Below are 18,255 nucleotides of genomic sequence, written 5' to 3'. Positions count from 1 at the left end.
ATCAGCCATAATACTAAAAATTGTTATTACCAAGGGCTTCTTCATACTTGAGGTACAAATTAGTTACTTCAGTTACAACAGCAGGATCATTTATAGTATTCATTGTTGTTACCAATTTTTAGTATTATGGCTGATTATGCACTCTTTCAAATAGTCAGAGCTATTTTTCTTTTAAGCTCTTTCAGGGCTTTAAACCCATTTTTCTGGTAAAGACCAGTAATTTGCCCACGATTGCGATCGCTCACCAACAACTGAAGCAAAGTACGTCCGGCAATTATCTGCAAAATAAAGCCGAAACCAGCCGCCAATAATGAAAGCAACGAAAGCCAGAACACGCGGGATAGGGCAAAGACAATGTACAAGCGAAAATTTCTGGAACTAAAAGCACGCAGCATGACTTGCGATTTTCTTGATGCTTCCATACATCAACCCTAAATAGTTCCCAGTCGTTAACCGTGAATAAAAAAGTAGGCAGTCATAGTGAAGGCAACAATCATGACAAATTTCCGAATTAAGTGGGGTTCAAGTTTACGAGCATAGTGGGCGCTTAAATAACCACCAAGGGAACCACCCACGGCCATCAAAATCGCTTGATGCCAAGCAATCACACCTGCAAAAATAAAAGGAACGATCGCAATACCATTGATACAGCTCCCTAAAAATGTCTTAAAAGCATTCATTGTGTGAATACTTTTGATACCTAAAAATGTCAGAGTTGCCAGCATTAAAATTCCTAAACCTGCGCCGAAGAAACCGCCGTAGATTGCGATCGCTAGTTGAGCCAGTACCAAATTAAACAAGGGTGCAGATTTCGGTGATTTATCCTGGTTTTGACGCTGCAACCACTTTTTGAAAGGTTCGCCAAAGGTAAATACCAGAGTTGCTAGCAGCAACAGATAGGGAATCAGCTTTTGAAAGACATCTGGGGATGTATATAACAAAGCGATGGAGCCAATCATGCCACCAACTAAACTGACACCACATAGAAGCAAAAAATCTCGCCGCTCGATGCCTAAATCTTGACGATATGCTCCAGCACTTGCTAGAGCCGCCACCCACATCGCAGTATTATTCGTGGCATTAGCTGCGATCGGCGGTACACCTGTAAAAATGAGAGTTGGAAATGTAATAAAGCTTCCACCACCCGCTACAGCATTTAACCCGCCTGCAATGAAAGCGGTACTAAAGAGAAGTAAGCTATGGATAAATGTTAATGATGGCGGCATTATTTTTAATTACGAATTACGAATTAAGTTGTTCCACATTTAACTTGCATATATTGGGCGGGCGAGACGCCCACCCCACAAGAAATGTACAATTTCAGATTATGCAAACTAGAAACTAGATGTGATTTAGCTTATTAATCTGTGAATCTCACTTGGCGAATGGGCAATCAAGTCAGCACCATGAGCTTTCAATTCCTCCTCAGTTCCATAGCCATAGGTAACACCAATTGAAGCAATGTGATGGTGCTTTGCTCCAATCATGTCATGTGAGCGATCGCCTACCATCACCACAGTAGAGGCTAAAAGTTTTTCTGTTAGTAAAATATGTTGGATTAAGTCGCCTTTTATGCTTCGCGTTCCGTCAAGTTCACTACCATAAACACCATCAAAAAGCAACGATAATCCAAAAAATTCAATAATCTGCGTAGCATAAATGTAGGGTTTGGAAGTTGCAACAAAAGTTTTATAACCAGCAAAACGAATCGCTTTTAAGATTTCTGGAATCTGAGGATAAAGGCAGTTTTCAAATAATCCAATAGTGGCAAAGCGACGACGATACAATGAAATAGCTTGTTCAATTACTGTGTCATCCAAGGTATTGAGTAATTGCGAAAAGCTGCCTTTCAATGGTGGGCCAATACACCAATGTAATTCATCAGCATTCGGTGGTCTGTAACCGAGTTCAGATAGCGCATACTGAATGCAGCGAGTGATACCAAGTTTAGGATCTGTCAACGTGCCGTCTAAATCAAAAAGGATAGCGGAGAAAGGCATATCTTACTATTAATTCGTAATTCGTAATTAATAAAGTCAATTTTAATCGGGATTTATAGGTCTGTAGTTCTAGCTTGATTTGGGATAATTGGTATTACATAAAGGGGTTTTCGTTTATATGCAATAGATTTTTACCTCTCTCCAAACCTCTCTCCTAAAAGGAGAGAGGCTTTTAATCTTACTCCCCTTCCCTACAAGGGAAGGGGCTGGGGGTTAGGTCTGTATTCGACTCAAGTGAGAAGCGCTGTAAGCTATTCTAAAATTCCCCATGCCCAATTTAACTTCTAATTTTGAGCGATTTAAAAAAGCCTTCTCCACTAAGTAACGCGATCCCCAATGTGACAACACCAATCCCCACGCTCTGAATTACGTTTAAAGTTTCGCTAATAGTTATCCATGCAACTAGCGCCGTCAATGCTGGACTGCTAGAGCCAATTATGGAGGCGGTAGATGCGCCAACCATCCGAATCCCCACATTGTTTAGAGTGTGTCCGAGAAAGCTGACCAGACCTGAAAATATGCTGCCAATCCATAAGGGTGTCCAGTCAAGTTGGGCGATCGCAGCTGGCCAGAATAGTAAGCTAAAACCGGAGAGCAGTAAAGTGGAGGCAAAACTGATCCAGGTAAAGGGAATTGGATGAAATTTTTCTAAACATTTTTGAGCAATGATGCAATAAAAGGCGTAAACGATGCCAGCGCCAAAACTAGCGAAAATACCGATCGCAATGGTATGACTGCTGTAGGTGGCAGAAGATTGGGGAATGGTGAGAGCGCTTCCTACTAGGATAATACCCATCACCAGCCAACGAAAGCGGGTGGGGCGATCGCCAAAAAACCTCCAAGATAGCAGTGCTGTAAATACGGGATAGGTGAAGAAGAGGGTCAAGGCAATTCCTGTGGGAATCAAGCCAATAGCAATGTAGAGTGAGGCAATATATACAAACATCAGCACTCCACAGCCAAGAGCTTGAATCAGAACATCCCTACGCTTGCGGGTGAACAAGTCTTGAAATTCTGTCCAAGCAGATGGATATAGCTTAAATGATAGAGATGCCATCAGTGGAACCACCAGCAGCATTCGCATGAACATCAGCAAGAAGGAATTCTGCAAATCCGGTTTAACGTATCCACCGAGTAAAAATAAACCGAGTACGAGATGTTCTGAAAACAAAACTCGGACAGTAACGTTGTGAAACGTCAAAACAAACGAGGATAGTAGAACCGTTAAGATGCCCAACACGATAAAAAGTTTCCTTAGAGACGACCTGATTGTATTGCTAAAACCTAACAAACCAGATGAAGTTTGAGGAAATCAAAGCCGTCGCTTCAAAAACACTGCCAGTTATTCAATAGACCTCTTGCAAAAGTCCCAAACACCCCAGCCTTAATCCCCTCCTCGCTTGTGGGGAGGGGAGCGTTTGCGTCAGTAAATCCGGGGTGGGGTTCTTAATTTTTGATTTATGCAAGAAGTCTAATCAAAACTATCCAAAGGAACCGACGCCCACAGGTTCAGGAGCAGCCGCATTTGTGATGAACTGGTTTCCCGGACGGGGTAAACCGAGATTTTCGCGCAGGGTTTGGCCTTCATACTCAGTACGAAATATTCCTCGGCGTTGCAATTCGGGAATTACCAAGTCCACGAATTCATCTAAACCTCCAGGCAACCAGGGCGGCATGATGTTGAATCCATCAGCCCCACCATTGACGAACCAATCTTCTAACTGATCGGCAATGTGTTCTGGTGTTCCGAGAATCGTTCGATGTCCCCGCGCTCCTGCAATCCACAAATACAGTTGTCGGATTGTTAAATTCTCTCTGCGGGCCAGATCGGTGATCAGCTGCAAGCGGCTTTTACCACCGTTGGTATCTGGCAGATCAGGCAGAGGCCCGTCTATGGGATACTTAGATAAATCATGGCCACCCACTAGCCCAGAGAGTAGCCCTAATCCTACCAGGGGATGGATCAACTCCTGAAGTTGCTCATATTTATCCTTAGCTTCCTGCTCAGTCTTACCAATTACCGGGAATACCCCTGGCATAATCTTGAGATGATCAGGGGAACGTCCGTATTTAGCCAATCTCCCCTTGACGCTGGCATAGAACGCTTGAGCTTCTGCAAGTGTCTGCTGTGCAGTGAAGATCACCTCTGCTGTTTGGGCAGCCAAATCCTGGCCAGCCTCAGAAGATCCAGCTTGTACGATTACTGGATACCCCTGCGGTGGACGCGCCACATTCAGCGGCCCCCGCACCGAGAAATATTTACCCTTGTGGTGGGGAATATGCAACTTTTCTGGATCGAAGTAAATACCTGACTCCTTATTGTGGAGGAAAGCATCGTCTTCCCAACTGTCCCAAAGTTTGGTGACAACATCCACAAATTCCTTCGCCCGTTCATAGCGTAGCAAGTGTTCTAGGTGGTTTTCTTGGCTGAAATTCTGCGCTGCGGCTTCAGCAGCAGAGGTTACAAGATTCCATCCGGCCCGACCACCGCTCAGATAATCCAGTGACGCAAACTTGCGAGCGAGATGAAAAGGTTCATCGTAGGTCGTTGATGATGTCGCCACCAAGCCGATATGTTCTGTCACCGCAGATAGAGCCGACAACAAAGTTAAAGGTTCAAAGTGGACACTGAATTGTCCCGAACGGCTAAAAGCCTCAGCCCCTTGCCCTCTATCCCAGACGGCCAAACCATCTGCGAGGAAAAGCATGTCAAATTTACCCCGTTCAGCCGTCTGTGCCAGCTGCTTGTAATGCTGGAAGTTCAGACCTCCATCAGCCTGGGCATTGGGATGCCGCCATGCTGCGACGTGATGACCGGAACCGGGTAAAAATGCTCCGAGTTTAAGTTGTTTTTTCGTACTCATATTTCTATCTGCGAGGGCGTACTCTTGCTTTTTTCCTTCTCTTGTTTGCAACAAGAAAGTGTTAGTTATTAGGACTCTGGTATTGTTGCTTGTATGGAGGATCGTTTAGAGAATTCATCGTACCAATAGGCAAGTTTTGGATATTTCTGTCGCCATTGCAAATCAGGAAGACGGATCTCTAGTCCAAGTGCAGAGGCGAGAGTTATATGAGCAAGTTTAGGAGTTTGGTCGAGTTTATCTGATATCTTCTCGAAGTAGTCCAAAATTCTCAACGCCCGTATTTGTTCTAACTCGCTCACCCCAGAAGACTGCTCACTGATTGGACGCCTTAACTCCCGTACCCAGACACTAATGCCATCTATGAACCCACCAGTCATACCTTCAAGTTGCTGTAAAAAGCCATTAGAAATCTCAGCAACTAGTTTGATTTCAGGATTTAAGTGATTCAGATAAACGCATATTATGCGTGTTTCACTCAAGATAAATCCGTCGTCAGTCGCTAGCGTTGGAACTTTACCTGTAGGGTTGTAATTCAGTAGGTCGCTGTTTGGATCTCGTACAGTGACTTTTTCCATTTCGATGCGATCGCACAGATTCAGTTCTAGTGTTGCTATCCGTGCAATACGTGCATAGGGCGAGTTAGGTGTATAGAAGAGTTTCATAAAAAGCGCGATCATCATTAGATACTGGGTTCAAATGTCTATCGTTTTAACAATTACGAATTAGGATGATTTGCTCTGAAGAAGAGAATCGGTTCTGCCAAATTATTGTTTTTCAATAAAGCATCGGCATACTGCACAGGATTAGATTCCGCAAAGTAGATTCGTTGTGCAGCATGGTATCGCTGACGATATAGACGAACTGCGTTTTCCCAAGACCCAAGCCGTGCTGCATCCCTGTCTACGCCACGCTGCTCGGCCACCTCAAAATCTGTATCTATATAGATACGATAGTCAAAGTAAGAGACAATCTCTGGTCGTAGCAGAAAACTCGCAGCAAAAAGAAAAATATCTCCAGGATTGGCTTTATTAAGTGCCTCTTCCACTGGAGCATCTGTTTCCAACTCGAACCCACGTGCCTGGTAGATTAAATTACCCCCAGGCCCGAGTGGTTCAAGCACAAGCTTTTTGAGGAGCGGATAGTTGTAGGCATCAAAATAGTAGCCTTCAGCCGACTCACGACCTCGGCGATGGCGCAGGTAACGTGGGTTATGGAAATCATCCACTGCAATGTGAAAAGAACTTCTTCCACGTCTGGTTAAAGTCTGCGCTAGCTCCTGGGCCAAAGTGGATTTTCCACTAGCAGTAATGCCTGTCACCGCTACTTGCAGAACACGAGAAGGCAGAGCCTCAGCACGCTCGACTAAAGTATCTGCTATTGTTTCTAAAACAGTAGCACGTGTATTACTCATGCATCGCTCCTCTAAATCTTCTGCCTGTTTGCCGAAATATTACGCAGTCACCGCCTCACGCCGATTGTACTCAGAAGCGTCTCCCTTGATGGCCTCACTTTGTTTACCATCGATACCAACTGGCAGATCGCCGACAATTGTGACTCGTTGAACGTGGCGTGGCTGGTCGCCGTAATCTGCGATCGCATAATGTTGAGTAGCCCGGTTATCCCAAAAGGCTACGTCACCAACTTGCCAACGCCAACGGACTGTGTTCTCAGGACGTGTTACATAAGCTTGTAACAGTCTGAGAATGTCATCTGATTCAGTCGTTGATAAGCCACGGAACTGGCGCACAAATCCGCCGATAAATAGCCCATGTTCGCCGGATTCGGGATGGATGCGTACAACTGGGTGCAGAGTCTCGTATACAGTCGAGGTGAAGACAGCCCGGTAAGCCTTGACATCTTCGGGTAGATCGAATCCAGTTGCGTAGTCGTATTTGTTGCTGTGTACTGCCCAAAGTTGATCTGCAAGATTACGCAGATGGGTAGGTAAATCTTGGTAGGCAGTCACCGAGTTTGCCCAGATTGTATCGCCTCCGGTTGGGGGAATGTCAAGCGCTCGTAAGATAGAGCCGAGAGGAGGACGGTCTATGAATGTCACATCGGTATGCCAGCTATTGGCGCGGGAAGTAGTGCGACCATAATTCAGGTCTAAGACTTCTGGGTTTTCTGGCAGCGATGGTACAGTGGGGTGGGCTGTAGTGACTTCACCAAAACGACGAGCGAAGGCGACTTGTCCATCAGCATCAAGCTGTTGCTGACCACGGAAAAAGATCACTTTATGTTTGACTAGAGTCTTGCGAATATCGCTGATAATGTCATCGCTGAGGTTAGAACTCAGATTAACACCGATGATTTCAGCACCGATACGTCCTGCAACTGGTTTGATGTCAAAGTGTTGAGAACCCATGTTTTTTATCTCCAAGAAGTTTATGTTTTTACAATGTAGTCTGCTAAACAGATTCATCGCGTCTGCTAAACACCAGGGGTAGAGCCGCCATCAACGATAATCTCTGTTCCTGTAATCGATGCAGCAAGATCAGATACCAGAAATAACGCCAGCGCAGCAATTTCTTCTGGCTGGGCGATTCTTTTTAAAGGAATATTTTGAATGTTTTGTGCCTTTACTTGCTCAACGGTGATCCCTTGCGCTTGGGCGTTCTGCTGGGCTAAACGTTCAGCACGCTCAGTAGCTGTAGCACCGGGCGATATGGCATTAATCCGAATCTTGTACTCGGCTAACTCTTTAGAAATGCCCTTTGTAAAGTTCAGCAAAGCCGCATTGCTTGTACCACCAGCTAGGAAGTTAGGACGAGGTGTACGTCCTGCACCGCCGACTATATTGACAATCCGACCATCACCGCGACTTTTTTGATGGGGGACGACGGCTCTAACTAGACGGATATAGCCCAATAATTTTAAGTTCCAAGCATCCAAAAATAAATCATCGGTGGATTCCAGGAAAGACCCAGCACGGGCTGAACCAGCGTTATTAATCAAGATATCAATCTGACCAAACTGGGCTAAGGTGGTTGAAACAACTTTCTCAACATCCTCTGCTTTTGTTAAATCAGCACTGATGGCAATCACTTTCGCCCCTGGCGTGGGTAAGGATTGGATGTCAGCTACTGCATTTTCTAGTCTTTCTTGATTGCGGGCTGCGATCGCAACATTCACACCTTCACTATAAAGTCCTTTGGCGGTGGCTAAACCAATTCCCGCACTTCCTCCGGTAATGATCGCTGTTTTACCTGATAGTTTTAGTTCTAAGCTCATACAAAGCTACCCTCAAAAATGTAATTTACTTGCGAACCAATAATATTGCTGATTGAGAGCCTGTATTGTGGATATCCAAGATGGCTTGATTTTCCCCTGATGTACAACCCAGAAGTATCTTGATTTCTGTATCTCGCTTTTCCAAATCAACACTGAAAATAACGGCAGTTACTGTTTGACTAGACAAGCTACCTATCCAGACATCAATATCATTTCCATCTCCAGAGCGAGTGTTTTCCAAGTATCCATAGTCCAGTGGATAAACGAAGGATGGATAACGTGGATGTGATGTCCCTTTTGGACGATCTATCTTGAGATTACTAGCAGCTACAAGTTGATCTAGTTTGAACCAGAAGTCAGTACTATCTCCCATGCCATCAGCTAATACTCAATTGGAAATGTGTAAAACAGCCTTGCCAGGAAAACGCCTGTCGAGTAGTTGTTGTGCTACATCAGCTATTTGTGTCCAAGAAGCTTCTAAATCAATGTGAGGATGTAAATGACCTGCTTGTACTAAACTCAAAAGCCGTTTTAGACCGACTGCGGCTGATTCAAATCTCAATTCATCGAACAGACGTAAACCATACAGGCTTACGCTACCAGTCCCAAAAAATTGAGCGGCGTTGAATGTTACTTCTGCTCCCCCAGATACTCCATACAGCACAGTTTTTCCATCCTGTGCCAGTAAGCTAAGAGCTACCCCCAAAGTCTTGCCACCTACCGACTCTATAATTAGATCGTAGAGGCCATATTCGCTTGCGGGTGAGAGGTCTTCGCCAATCACCACTGATTCTGCTCCTGCTTCTCTAACCAAAGTTTCATAGCTAGCTTGACGAATATATGCTACGACGTGCGCCCCTGACAGTTGCGCCAATTGGATAGCAAAGTAACCAACACCTCCTGATGCACCTGTAACTAGAACTCGACGACCTAACAGCGAACCACCTTTTAGTACTGCATGATACGCGGTTAAACCCGCTACAGGCAGTGTGGCAGCTTGAGCAAAGGATACCGATGGCGGCACTTCTGCTAAGGCGGTGGTGGGAACAGACACTAGTTCTGCCCAAGCACCGGCGCGGCGCAAGCCAACTACACGCGTCCCTTGGGGAAGCCCTGAACCATCGGCAGCCGGGGTTTCCACTACACCTGCCAAGTCCCAACCAGGCTGCCAACCAGCCTCAGCAGTTGTTGAACGTTTCACCTCTCCCCGATTGAGAGAAATCGCGGCTACCCGCACTAGAGCTTCATCTGGGGTAGGCTTTGGTGCAGTCACTTCACTCAGTGCTAAACGTCCAACCACATTAGGATCAACAATTACAGCACGTATTTTACTCATAGAGAATGCCCTGGCTTAGAGATGAATTTCTAGATTGGTGTTTCACGATATACTGCCTACAATAATAAACTCGATAGATTTAGCTAGTCCTTCTTAACCCCAAATCCCTACAACTAGGTTAATGATATTTAACAATCTACGGTAACTCGATAGGTTTATAGTAATTTTAGGGCGTAGAAAGAAAACTATCACAATACAGACAAAATAATCAAGTACCCCGCAAAAAGATTTGTTTCATCAATGCTTGCATCTATTGCTACGTAGTAAGCTAGTCGCTGTCAACCTCCTGCTCTACGAGAAGCGGCCTTCCAGGCGTCTAGGCAATACTGTTCGGTTAAGGCAAGAGACGCGATAAATCGCCGTCTTTACAATAATCAGTCCTTCGTAGAGACGGCGATTTATCGCGTCTTTGGGATGTATTATTTTCATCAAATAACCTTAACCGAACCGTATTGGCAGTCTAGGCATTTTACTACGTAGTACACCAGTATTCAAAAGTAATAATTTTTATCTTATGAAACTTAAGCGTTATTTATGGATAAGTATTTTAACCATAACTGTATTATTAGGTATCATTCTTCCAGGGAGAACTCAGGAATATACGTCATCCAATACCCTATTTCAAACATCTACAATTAGTGCTTTGTCAATAGGTATTTATGAGGGAAACACTAATTTTAAGGAATTGAAAAAATCCGGTAATTTTGGTTTGGGAACAGTAAATTATCTGGATGGAGAAATGATTGGATTAGATGGCAAATTTTATCAGGTAAAATCTGATGGAGTTGCCTCTGTTATTCCTGATTCGATGACAAGCCCTTTTGCTACAGTCACCTTTTTTAAACCACAAACATTAATTAATCTAGAAGGGCAGATTAATTATAAACAATTGCAGCAATCGTTAGATCAGCGCTTACCGAGTAAAAATTATCCTTATGCTATTCGGATTAAAGGTAATTTTCCTTATCTCAAATTTAGAAGTGTTCCCAAACAAACCCTACCCAATCGTCCTTTAGTAGATGTAGTCAAAGAACAATCAATTTTTGAGTTAAGGAACGTCAATGGTACTTTAGTGGGTTTTCGGACACCCGAATATATGCAAGGAGTAAATGTTAATGGCTATCACTTTCATTTCATAACTGCAAATCGAAAAACTGGAGGACATATTTTAGATGGACAATTCAGAAATGCTAAAGTAGAACTTGATAGTTTATCAAACGTTGAGATAAATTTGCCCAAAACTGCGGAGTTTAGTAAAGCTGATTTGGCAGATAGCAAACCTGCTGAAGTCAACAGAGTTAAACGGTAACTAAATATTTTTGGATTAAAGCTATGTCACCAGAAACTATTGCAAAAGAAAAGGATACCCGTCCTCCTGTGGCGATTGGTCATGTGAGATTATATGTGAGTAATATACCAGAGGCTAGCGATTTTTTTGTCAAGATAGGGCTGCGGCTGATTACCAAATCAGAACAATTAGCTGTTTTAGAATTACGGGGAGGAACGCACTTAGTTTTGAGAAAAAGTTTAGAGGCGATCGCACCTGGAATTAATGCGCCTTTTGATCTAATGGTAGATGATATTTTTGCCACCAGAGATACTTTTAAGAAGTGGGATCTGACTGTTTCTGAGATCGAACCAGGCAGAATCCACAGTTCATTTACTTTGACTGCACCGGACGGCTATCTATTGACGTTAACTTCCTCACATACAGGCGATAGAGAAGTTTAACAATGTTAGTGCAGCGCTAGTTCACAAGATGAAAATGTACTCTCAACGACTGTGTTTAGAACCACTAAAACCGGATCATGCCGAACTGCTTTTTGATGGATTACAGAGTACGAGTATATACGACTTTATCGAAGATATACCACCACAAAGCGTTGAATCGCTTCGCGATTGCTACATAGTGTTGGCACGTCGTCAATCACCAGATGGAACAGAGATATGGTTGAATTGGGCTGTCTGGTCTTTTGTAGAAAAATGCTACGTTGGATATGTTCAAGCAACAATTACTGTAGATAATAGTGCAATCCTGGGATATGTGTTTTTTCCTAATTTATGGGGAAAAGGTTATGCACGCGAAGCGGTTAAGTGTATGATTAATTATTTAGTTGAGACATACCAAAATCTGGATTTTTGCGCTGATGTTAATATCCAAAATCACCGTTCTATTGCTTTATTGCATAATCTGGGATTTGTCCGCGCGATATCTTTTAAAAATATTGAGTCTAACCAAGATGAATTTAACCACGAAGTACAGTACCGAAAAGGCTCATAGATAAGGGACTTCCAAGAAATAAATTATCCAAATAAACGTAGACGCGGAGGGCTTGCCGCAGGCTACCACAGAGACACAGAGAACACAGAGGAATAAGGAGGAGAGAGTTTTTTCGTCAGTTTTTTGAGTATTTTTTTATTTGGAAGTCCCTAATTAAATTCAGATTCACAAGACTCAGATACCCGACTTGTCTAACAAGTCAGGTATCTCGTTGTTCACGAATGATTAAGTAGGGCTATATAAGTTTGAAATACCAATGTATTGATACCTCTATAAAAAGTCATGAATCTCGGACTTTTTTGCATTTTTCAACACCAGGTTTGCACAACATGACCTTTTAATTGTTGTCCTAACCAAGGTGTATTTTGTGAAAGTGTATAAAGACTTTTACGTTCGACTTTCCAGGTTTGCTGGGGATCAAATAAAGTAAGTTCTGCTGGTTGATCAGGTGCGATCGCACTGACTTTTTGCCCCAAACACTCGGCTGGACTGCTACTCAATGCCCGCCATAATTCTAAAGCTGTAAATTCTCCAGTTTCAACGAGATATTGCCACAGTAAAGGTAATGCTAATTCTAAACCAATTGCTCCGGCTGGTGCTTCGGCAAAAGCTTGGACTTTTTCTTCGTAGCTGTAGGGTGCGTGGTCAATAGCGATCGCATCTATCACACCCGCACGCACCCCAGCACGCAACGCTGCCACATCACGAAGATTACCTAAAGGCGGGTCTAAATGCAAGCTGGTGTTATAACTCTTAACTGCTTTTGTATCAAGTAAAAGGTGCATCCAGGTGGTGCTGGCGGTGATGGGTAAACCAGCAGCCTTGGCTGAAGCGATTAATTCCACACTGCGAGATGTAGAGACACGCATGATATGGACTGGTGTGCCTATGGTTGCAACCAATTCAAGCATTGCTGCGATCGCAGTAGTTTCAGCGCTGGCGGGGATTGGGGGTAAACCGAAACGCAGAGCATCGGACCCTTCTCTCATTACACCATTTGCTGTTAGTTGGCGATCGCTAGGCCAAAAAGCTACTGGTTTACCCAACGGCTGAAGATACTCTAACACTCGCCGCACCAGCGCCAAATTTTCTAAAGGTTTACCATCCGTAAAACCAACAACTCCAGCCGACGCTAAATCTGCCAATTCCGTCATTTGCTTCCCAGCAACATCTAAAGTAATAGCACCCCAGATATGAAGCAGGGGGAAAGGAGAAGCAGGGGAAGCCAAATTAATTTTCTCCTTCTCCCTCATTTCCCTTATCTGCCCACGTCTCTTTTGCTGCAACTGTGCCACAAGCGCAGGGTTATCAATAGCTGGGGATGTATCGGGTAAAATGCTAACTCTGCTAAAGCCGCCAGCAGCAGCAGCTTGTAAAAGAGACAAAAGGGTTTCCCGTTCTTCAAAGCCAGGTTCACCAGAGTGGCTGTACAAATCTACTAACCCAATACCGAGGACTAATCCCTGACAATCTCTGATTTTAGTATCGGAACTGATATCACAAATGCGCGAAGCTACTGCTTGGATATAACCATCAGCAATCAGCACATCAAAAAGTCCGTCGATTTCAGAAACTGGGTCAATTACCCGTACTTGTTGCAGCAGTTCAGTCATAAAAGTTTTTAGTTAGGAGTTAAGGGTTTGGAGAGACGCGATTAATCGCGTCTGTACAGGAGTTAGGAGTTATAAGTTAGGAATTATGAGTTATTTGTTCCTTGCTCATCATTTCTAACTTTATTCATCAGTCATAATTTTTCACTCTTAACTTTATTCCTAACTCCTAAGTTTATTCATAACTCCTAACTCCTCACTCCCAACTCCTCACTCAGCACTCAGCACTCAATTACAATGCTCCTGCTGCTGTTTTATCTAGTACCCCTGCACCCAAGTAAGTGGTGATGTTCATCGCTTGCAATACTGGTAAACCATCTATTCCAGAAGGGTAATCGATAACACTGACTGCGCCATTACCCTGGCGAAAATTCCAGAAATTTTCCAGCGATAAACCCAGAATGTGACAAAGCAACGTTTTGTTAGTAGCGTCATGAGCTACTACTAAAACAGTTTTAAATTGATTAGTTGATGCTGATTGCACAATTGATTGCCAAGCTGCAACGCTGCGCTCCCAAACTTGTTGCAAATTCTCCCCTTCAGGCATTTGCACTTGGGCTGGTACTAGCCGCCAACGCTGTAATTCTCCCGGAAACTCTTGCTCTATCTCTGTTTCTAATTTTCCTTCCCAGAGTCCGTGGCTGATTTCCCTTAAACCATCTTGCAATTCTAACTTTACATTAGGATGTTGTTTTAAGATAATCTCTGCTGTTTCTTTAGGGCGCAACATTGAGCTACTTACAGCAAAATCGATCGCTACCTGTTGAAGAAATTCGCCTGCTTTTTGCGACTGTTGTCTACCGTTGTCGTTGAGGGGGACATCAATTTGCCCTTGAAACCTAGTTTGGCGATTCCATTCAGTTTCCCCATGACGCACCAGTAACAACCGTATTCCTTGATCATCAGGTCGCAATGAGGGTAGAATCTCTCCGGTGTGTTGCGTCTGATTTAAGGATTCTAGTTGGACTGATTCGCCCAATCCCCCGGCAAAATTTAGTACGGTGATGCCACAGTTAGATTGCTGTATTGAATGGTAGCGACTTGCAGGGATGGATAGCGCTGTGCTAATCAGGGCGCGATTAATTCCGTTATGTCCCACTATCAGAATAGTTTCGCCTTGATGGTAAGACAAAATTTCTTGCCAAAACTGCCGTGCTTGTTCGTATAAAGCAAGAACGGGAAAATGTTCTCTTGTCCCTTGTGCATCATTAAGCAACATCCGCAGTTCGTGGGGGCGTTCGTGCCAAGTGCGGTAGTCTTCGGCAAATTTCTGCTTAACTTCAGCAGTTAACAGTGCTTCCCATAAAGGCAAGTCAATTTCCAGCAGCAAATCAGAAACTTGGACTACAGCAGACTGTTCAGAATGAGTAGCTAACTCACTATGGATAATATCTGCTGTGTGTTTGGCTCGTTGCAAGGGACTGCTGTAAATCCCATTAAATAAAATATTGCTGAGGGCTTTGCCTACTTTACTAGCATCGTTACGACCTTTTTCGGTTAATGTTGACGCATCAGTGCGCCCTTGAATACGCCGTTCGGTGTTATAACCGCTTTGACCGTGGCGCACAATAATGACACGAGTCATCGCAAAGCCCTCCTCTATCTAGACGATTAATTCTACTGCAAAATGATTGCAGAATTATCGACTCAGGAATGCGGATTTAGTCAGGTGCGAAACTTTATTCTCGTAGGGGAGACAGGATGAGCCGCAAAAACAGCGTTGTGTTGACAATGTTTCTTAACAAAGCTGTTTTGATAATCAGGCATCTACGGTCAGAACTACAGCGTTAATCTTTATACCTGATTATTCTCTCTCTATATCTAACTGCACTTGCAATCCATCATTCTCATTCCCCGACTGAGCCGGTGTTAAGAAAACAGAAGTGTCTGGCAGTGATAATGATTCGTTAAAGCGGATTTTGAGTGGAGTTTTATTGTTTCTTCTATTGTTGTTGGAGATGCTTGCGGGATTAGTTTGCTCAAAAAAGCTTCTAAAGTCATTTTGGGCTGTTCTATGATCAATTCCAACTAGAGAATCACCAGTTAATCTGTATTCTCCTCGATTTAAGCTTGATGCTGGTGACTGTGCGTACACTTGGCTTCCTAAGCTTGCAAAGGCTGCCGTAATTCCCAAGAAAGCAATAATTTTGGTGTTCATTTGTTTTATCCAAATTATCTTTAATATTGCTTGGATTTATTCTCTGGGCAAATTCTTTTAATTAACTCTATCGTTAGGTTCTATAACAATAATTGTATTGCGTATATACTTAGGTTGTCAATGATTCCTGCTCTGTGTTGCCTAAAATAAACAGATAAAATATAAGCCAAGCTATTATAACTAGCGATCGCGGTTAAGTTCGTTGAGATATGCCAGCATTTATTTGAGTTACGTTGTCTAAATTTTCAAGAGAAAAAGTTGAATAGTGCTTCACTACTATCAATCACTGTTGTACGGGACAGCAGAAGCCTCTTGGTGCATTCCACTTATTAAGACTTGTGTACTAAAGATGGCGATCGCCTTGTGCCAGTTGCATAATTCCTGAAAAAGACTGGTCTAGATGTAGCTTTCGCTGACCACAGCGTGGAAGAATAATTCCTAACTCCTGATTTCTGGGGGTACTAAAACAGCTATTGCTTTAAATATAACCCGAAAATGAGCAGGTGTATAAGTAGTGATTTCACCATCTGTATTGATCGGACGCGGCTTGCTAGTATACACCTCTATTTGTTGACCTTGAAGAGAACGTACACTCTGCCAATGTATATGTCGCCCTTGTCGCATCGCCGGAATTAATAGTATAATTTGCCACCAGTGTTTAAGCTCCAAGCTATAAAGGTCTAGCCTTTGATCATCTATTGTGGCATCCTCAGCCACTGCCATACCACCGCCGTAATAGCGGCCGTTACCCACAGCAATTTGCACTGTTTTCACGCGAACTGATTCACCATTAATCACAATCTCCGCAGTAAAAGGTCTAGCTTCCCAAATCACTTGCAAGGCAGTGGCAGCATAAGCAAATAGTCCCCAACGGCGTTTAACTTCTTTGGTAAGTCGTTCGGTAATTTTTACACTTAATCCCAGACTGGCAACATTAAAAAAGTGTTTGCCATTCACGCAACCCAAGTCAATGCGGTGTAAATTTCCATAGGCAATAATTTTGCAAGCTTCGCTGAGGGAATTGGGGATTTCCAAAGTTCTCGCTAAATCGTTGGCAGTTCCCAGAGGCAAGATTCCTAAAGGCAATTGAGTATCAACTAAAGCATCTACTGCGGCATTGAGAGTCCCATCTCCTCCACCAATGATTACCAACTCAACTTGATGTTGATAGCGAAATATAACTTCAGCAAGATGTTTGGGGTCTTCTGTAGACTCCTCAATTAAATCAAAGCCGAGTGTCTTCAGATATTGAATCGCTTTTGACAGACCCTTTTGCCCTTGGCGGGCATGACGATTTACTAACAGCAGTGCGCGGGAACTCATGGGTAGTACCTTTTGTAGTTGATATGTCCAATAATCCGCATCCATGTATTCTGCTTCAAGTTGACTATAAAAAACTGTTTAAGTTGTTATGACAGTTATCAAAAATTCCTTTCCTCAAGGTTAATTTTTAATTTATCTAGTTTATCTCTATTATTCCTCGGTGTGTTGATACTCAGAAAATATAATTATTATTCCCGAAATGGCTAAATTTAGGTATTTTTTTGACAAGAGAGAGATTTTTGCCAATATTATAATACCCATAAAATAATACCAAACAACTGGATATTTTTTTATGGATATAAATACATATTTGTTAATTAAATTTGTATAAGTACTATTAATAGTTACAATTATTTAACTTTTGGCTAACAAGACATTTATATACAGCAATCCTATTTGATTCATGAGAATTGCAACCCGCAGATCGCTGACTCCTTTAAGAACTCGGGGATCTTGTTTCGCACGAATGATTCAGGATTCCTATATCGACTTCTGCTGTGGCAGATTGAAAATTGTCTACGATTCTGAAGGCAGGCAGGTGATAGGATAGGCAGTTATGATACCTGCGCCTGGCTAACCACCAAGTTCGACTTTCAAATAAATCAATTTTATAATGGCAGGAATATTCATTTGGTTTGTATCTCGAATTGAAATATTCTTGCTGTTCATGTTCTTATTTTCCCTTTACCTAAAACTCGTATTGGGAGAGAATTTCTGTCTCACTATTTGCTGCATTTATCCACTCTTGCATTGCTGGAAGCGCCAAAACTGTCTCTACATAATCTCTAGAAATAGGATCTAACAAAACATCATAGGCTAGAAACCGCAGGACAACTGGAGCAAAGAATGCATCAGCAATCGCAAAATTACCAAACAAAAAATTGCCTCCAGCCCCAAATTTTTGGCGTGATTCTTCCCAGATACTGGTGATGCGGTCAATGTCTTGTTGTACGCCAGATGCTAAACCTTTACCAGGATATTTAGTACGGCAGTTCATCGGCATATTCTGACGCAGATTTTGAAAACCTGAGTGCATTTCGGCAGTGATGCAACGGGCTAGTGCCCTTGCAGCCTTATCCTCTGGCCACCATTGCAGAGTCGGAAACGTTTCAGCTAGATATTCACAAATAGCAAGAGAATCCCACACAGTTTGCGTATCATGCAATAACACAGGTACTTTTCCTGATGGAGAGTATTGCCGAATTTTTGAGGAATAATCTAGGTTGTCATAAAGAGGAATCCGAATTTCATTGAATTCCAAACCAAATTGTTTCATCACTAGCCAAGGACGGAGTGACCAAGATGAATAATTCTTATTTCCAATTACTAAAGTGAGTTGCGTCATATTTTTAATACCTGTCAAACTGTTCAATGTACATACACACATCAGCTTGAGAACTTGAAGAAAAAGATTTTCCAGTTGTAGGGTCGTAAGCTTACCAATAGATATTA

Annotated in this window: 19 protein-coding genes; 3 read left to right on the top strand and 16 right to left on the bottom strand. The window is 43.0% G+C overall.

The window, feature by feature from the left end:
* Positions 1–146: 146 nt before the first annotated feature.
* From V7K15_RS24415 to V7K15_RS24365, 11 genes are all read right to left on the bottom strand, one after another.
* Complete coding sequence (locus V7K15_RS24415; protein WP_334909672.1) at positions 147–422, bottom strand: hypothetical protein; 276 nt, start codon at positions 420–422, stop codon at positions 147–149.
* A 27-nt stretch (positions 423–449) separates the two neighbouring features.
* Positions 450–1,226 carry a sulfite exporter TauE/SafE family protein gene (locus V7K15_RS24410; protein WP_334909670.1) on the bottom strand — a complete coding sequence of 259 codons (777 nt, stop codon included), beginning with the start codon at positions 1,224–1,226 and terminating at the stop codon, positions 450–452.
* 126 nt (positions 1,227–1,352) lie between these two features.
* On the bottom strand, positions 1,353–2,000 hold the full coding sequence (locus V7K15_RS24405) for an HAD hydrolase-like protein (RefSeq protein ID WP_334909668.1): 648 nt from the start codon (positions 1,998–2,000) through the stop codon (positions 1,353–1,355).
* A 277-nt stretch (positions 2,001–2,277) separates the two neighbouring features.
* Positions 2,278–3,240 (bottom strand): DMT family transporter, encoded by a 963-nt coding sequence (locus V7K15_RS24400; RefSeq protein ID WP_334909666.1) that lies wholly within the window; start codon positions 3,238–3,240, stop codon positions 2,278–2,280.
* Between the two features lie 241 nt (positions 3,241–3,481).
* A complete protein-coding gene (locus V7K15_RS24395; RefSeq protein WP_334909664.1) occupies positions 3,482–4,864 on the bottom strand; it encodes an LLM class flavin-dependent oxidoreductase in 1,383 nt (460 codons plus the stop codon).
* A 68-nt stretch (positions 4,865–4,932) separates the two neighbouring features.
* On the bottom strand, positions 4,933–5,526 hold the full coding sequence (locus tag V7K15_RS24390) for a glutathione S-transferase family protein (RefSeq protein ID WP_334909662.1): 594 nt from the start codon (positions 5,524–5,526) through the stop codon (positions 4,933–4,935).
* Between the two features lie 53 nt (positions 5,527–5,579).
* A complete protein-coding gene (locus tag V7K15_RS24385) occupies positions 5,580–6,275 on the bottom strand; it encodes a hypothetical protein (protein WP_334909660.1) in 696 nt (231 codons plus the stop codon).
* A 39-nt stretch (positions 6,276–6,314) separates the two neighbouring features.
* Complete coding sequence (locus V7K15_RS24380) at positions 6,315–7,229, bottom strand: TauD/TfdA dioxygenase family protein (RefSeq protein WP_334909658.1); 915 nt, start codon at positions 7,227–7,229, stop codon at positions 6,315–6,317.
* A gap of 65 nt (positions 7,230–7,294) precedes the next feature.
* Positions 7,295–8,095, bottom strand: coding sequence for an SDR family oxidoreductase (locus tag V7K15_RS24375; protein WP_334909656.1), 801 nt, complete (start codon positions 8,093–8,095; stop codon positions 7,295–7,297).
* Between the two features lie 25 nt (positions 8,096–8,120).
* Positions 8,121–8,468 (bottom strand): inorganic diphosphatase, encoded by a 348-nt coding sequence (locus tag V7K15_RS24370; RefSeq protein ID WP_334909654.1) that lies wholly within the window; start codon positions 8,466–8,468, stop codon positions 8,121–8,123.
* A gap of 15 nt (positions 8,469–8,483) precedes the next feature.
* Positions 8,484–9,431 carry a zinc-binding dehydrogenase gene (locus V7K15_RS24365; RefSeq protein WP_334909652.1) on the bottom strand — a complete coding sequence of 316 codons (948 nt, stop codon included), beginning with the start codon at positions 9,429–9,431 and terminating at the stop codon, positions 8,484–8,486.
* 514 nt (positions 9,432–9,945) lie between these two features.
* Between V7K15_RS24365 and budA the strand changes: the two genes are divergently transcribed.
* Genes budA through V7K15_RS24350 form a run of 3 tightly spaced genes read left to right on the top strand, consistent with a single transcriptional unit; the run spans position 9,946 to position 11,712 of the window.
* Positions 9,946–10,740 (top strand): acetolactate decarboxylase, encoded by a 795-nt coding sequence (budA, locus tag V7K15_RS24360; protein ID WP_334909650.1) that lies wholly within the window; start codon positions 9,946–9,948, stop codon positions 10,738–10,740.
* Positions 10,741–10,763: 23 nt separating this feature from the next.
* Positions 10,764–11,162 (top strand): VOC family protein, encoded by a 399-nt coding sequence (locus tag V7K15_RS24355; RefSeq protein ID WP_334909648.1) that lies wholly within the window; start codon positions 10,764–10,766, stop codon positions 11,160–11,162.
* 34 nt (positions 11,163–11,196) lie between these two features.
* Positions 11,197–11,712: a GNAT family N-acetyltransferase gene (locus tag V7K15_RS24350; protein ID WP_334909646.1), complete on the top strand. Its 516-nt coding sequence runs from the start codon at positions 11,197–11,199 to the stop codon at positions 11,710–11,712.
* Between the two features lie 308 nt (positions 11,713–12,020).
* On the opposite strand, the gene V7K15_RS24345 is transcribed toward V7K15_RS24350, so the two are convergent.
* From V7K15_RS24345 to V7K15_RS24325, 5 genes are all read right to left on the bottom strand, one after another.
* Positions 12,021–13,325 carry a dihydroorotase gene (locus V7K15_RS24345; RefSeq protein ID WP_334909644.1) on the bottom strand — a complete coding sequence of 435 codons (1,305 nt, stop codon included), beginning with the start codon at positions 13,323–13,325 and terminating at the stop codon, positions 12,021–12,023.
* Positions 13,326–13,554: 229 nt separating this feature from the next.
* Positions 13,555–14,907, bottom strand: a complete 1,353-nt coding sequence (locus V7K15_RS24340) for a histidine phosphatase family protein (protein ID WP_334909642.1) — start codon at positions 14,905–14,907, stop codon at positions 13,555–13,557.
* Positions 14,908–15,126: 219 nt separating this feature from the next.
* Positions 15,127–15,480, bottom strand: coding sequence for a hypothetical protein (locus V7K15_RS24335; protein ID WP_334909640.1), 354 nt, complete (start codon positions 15,478–15,480; stop codon positions 15,127–15,129).
* 438 nt (positions 15,481–15,918) lie between these two features.
* Positions 15,919–16,803, bottom strand: coding sequence for a lipid kinase (locus V7K15_RS24330; protein ID WP_334909675.1), 885 nt, complete (start codon positions 16,801–16,803; stop codon positions 15,919–15,921).
* Between the two features lie 688 nt (positions 16,804–17,491).
* Positions 17,492–18,148 carry a glutathione S-transferase family protein gene (locus V7K15_RS24325; RefSeq protein WP_334909674.1) on the bottom strand — a complete coding sequence of 219 codons (657 nt, stop codon included), beginning with the start codon at positions 18,146–18,148 and terminating at the stop codon, positions 17,492–17,494.
* Between the last annotated feature and the right edge of the window lie 107 nt (positions 18,149–18,255).

The sequence above is a fragment of the Nostoc sp. genome (assembly GCF_036919815.1).
Taxonomy (GTDB): domain Bacteria; phylum Cyanobacteriota; class Cyanobacteriia; order Cyanobacteriales; family Nostocaceae; genus Nostoc.
Note: the sequence above shows the minus strand (reverse complement) of the source record. Positions and strands in the feature narration are given on the sequence as shown.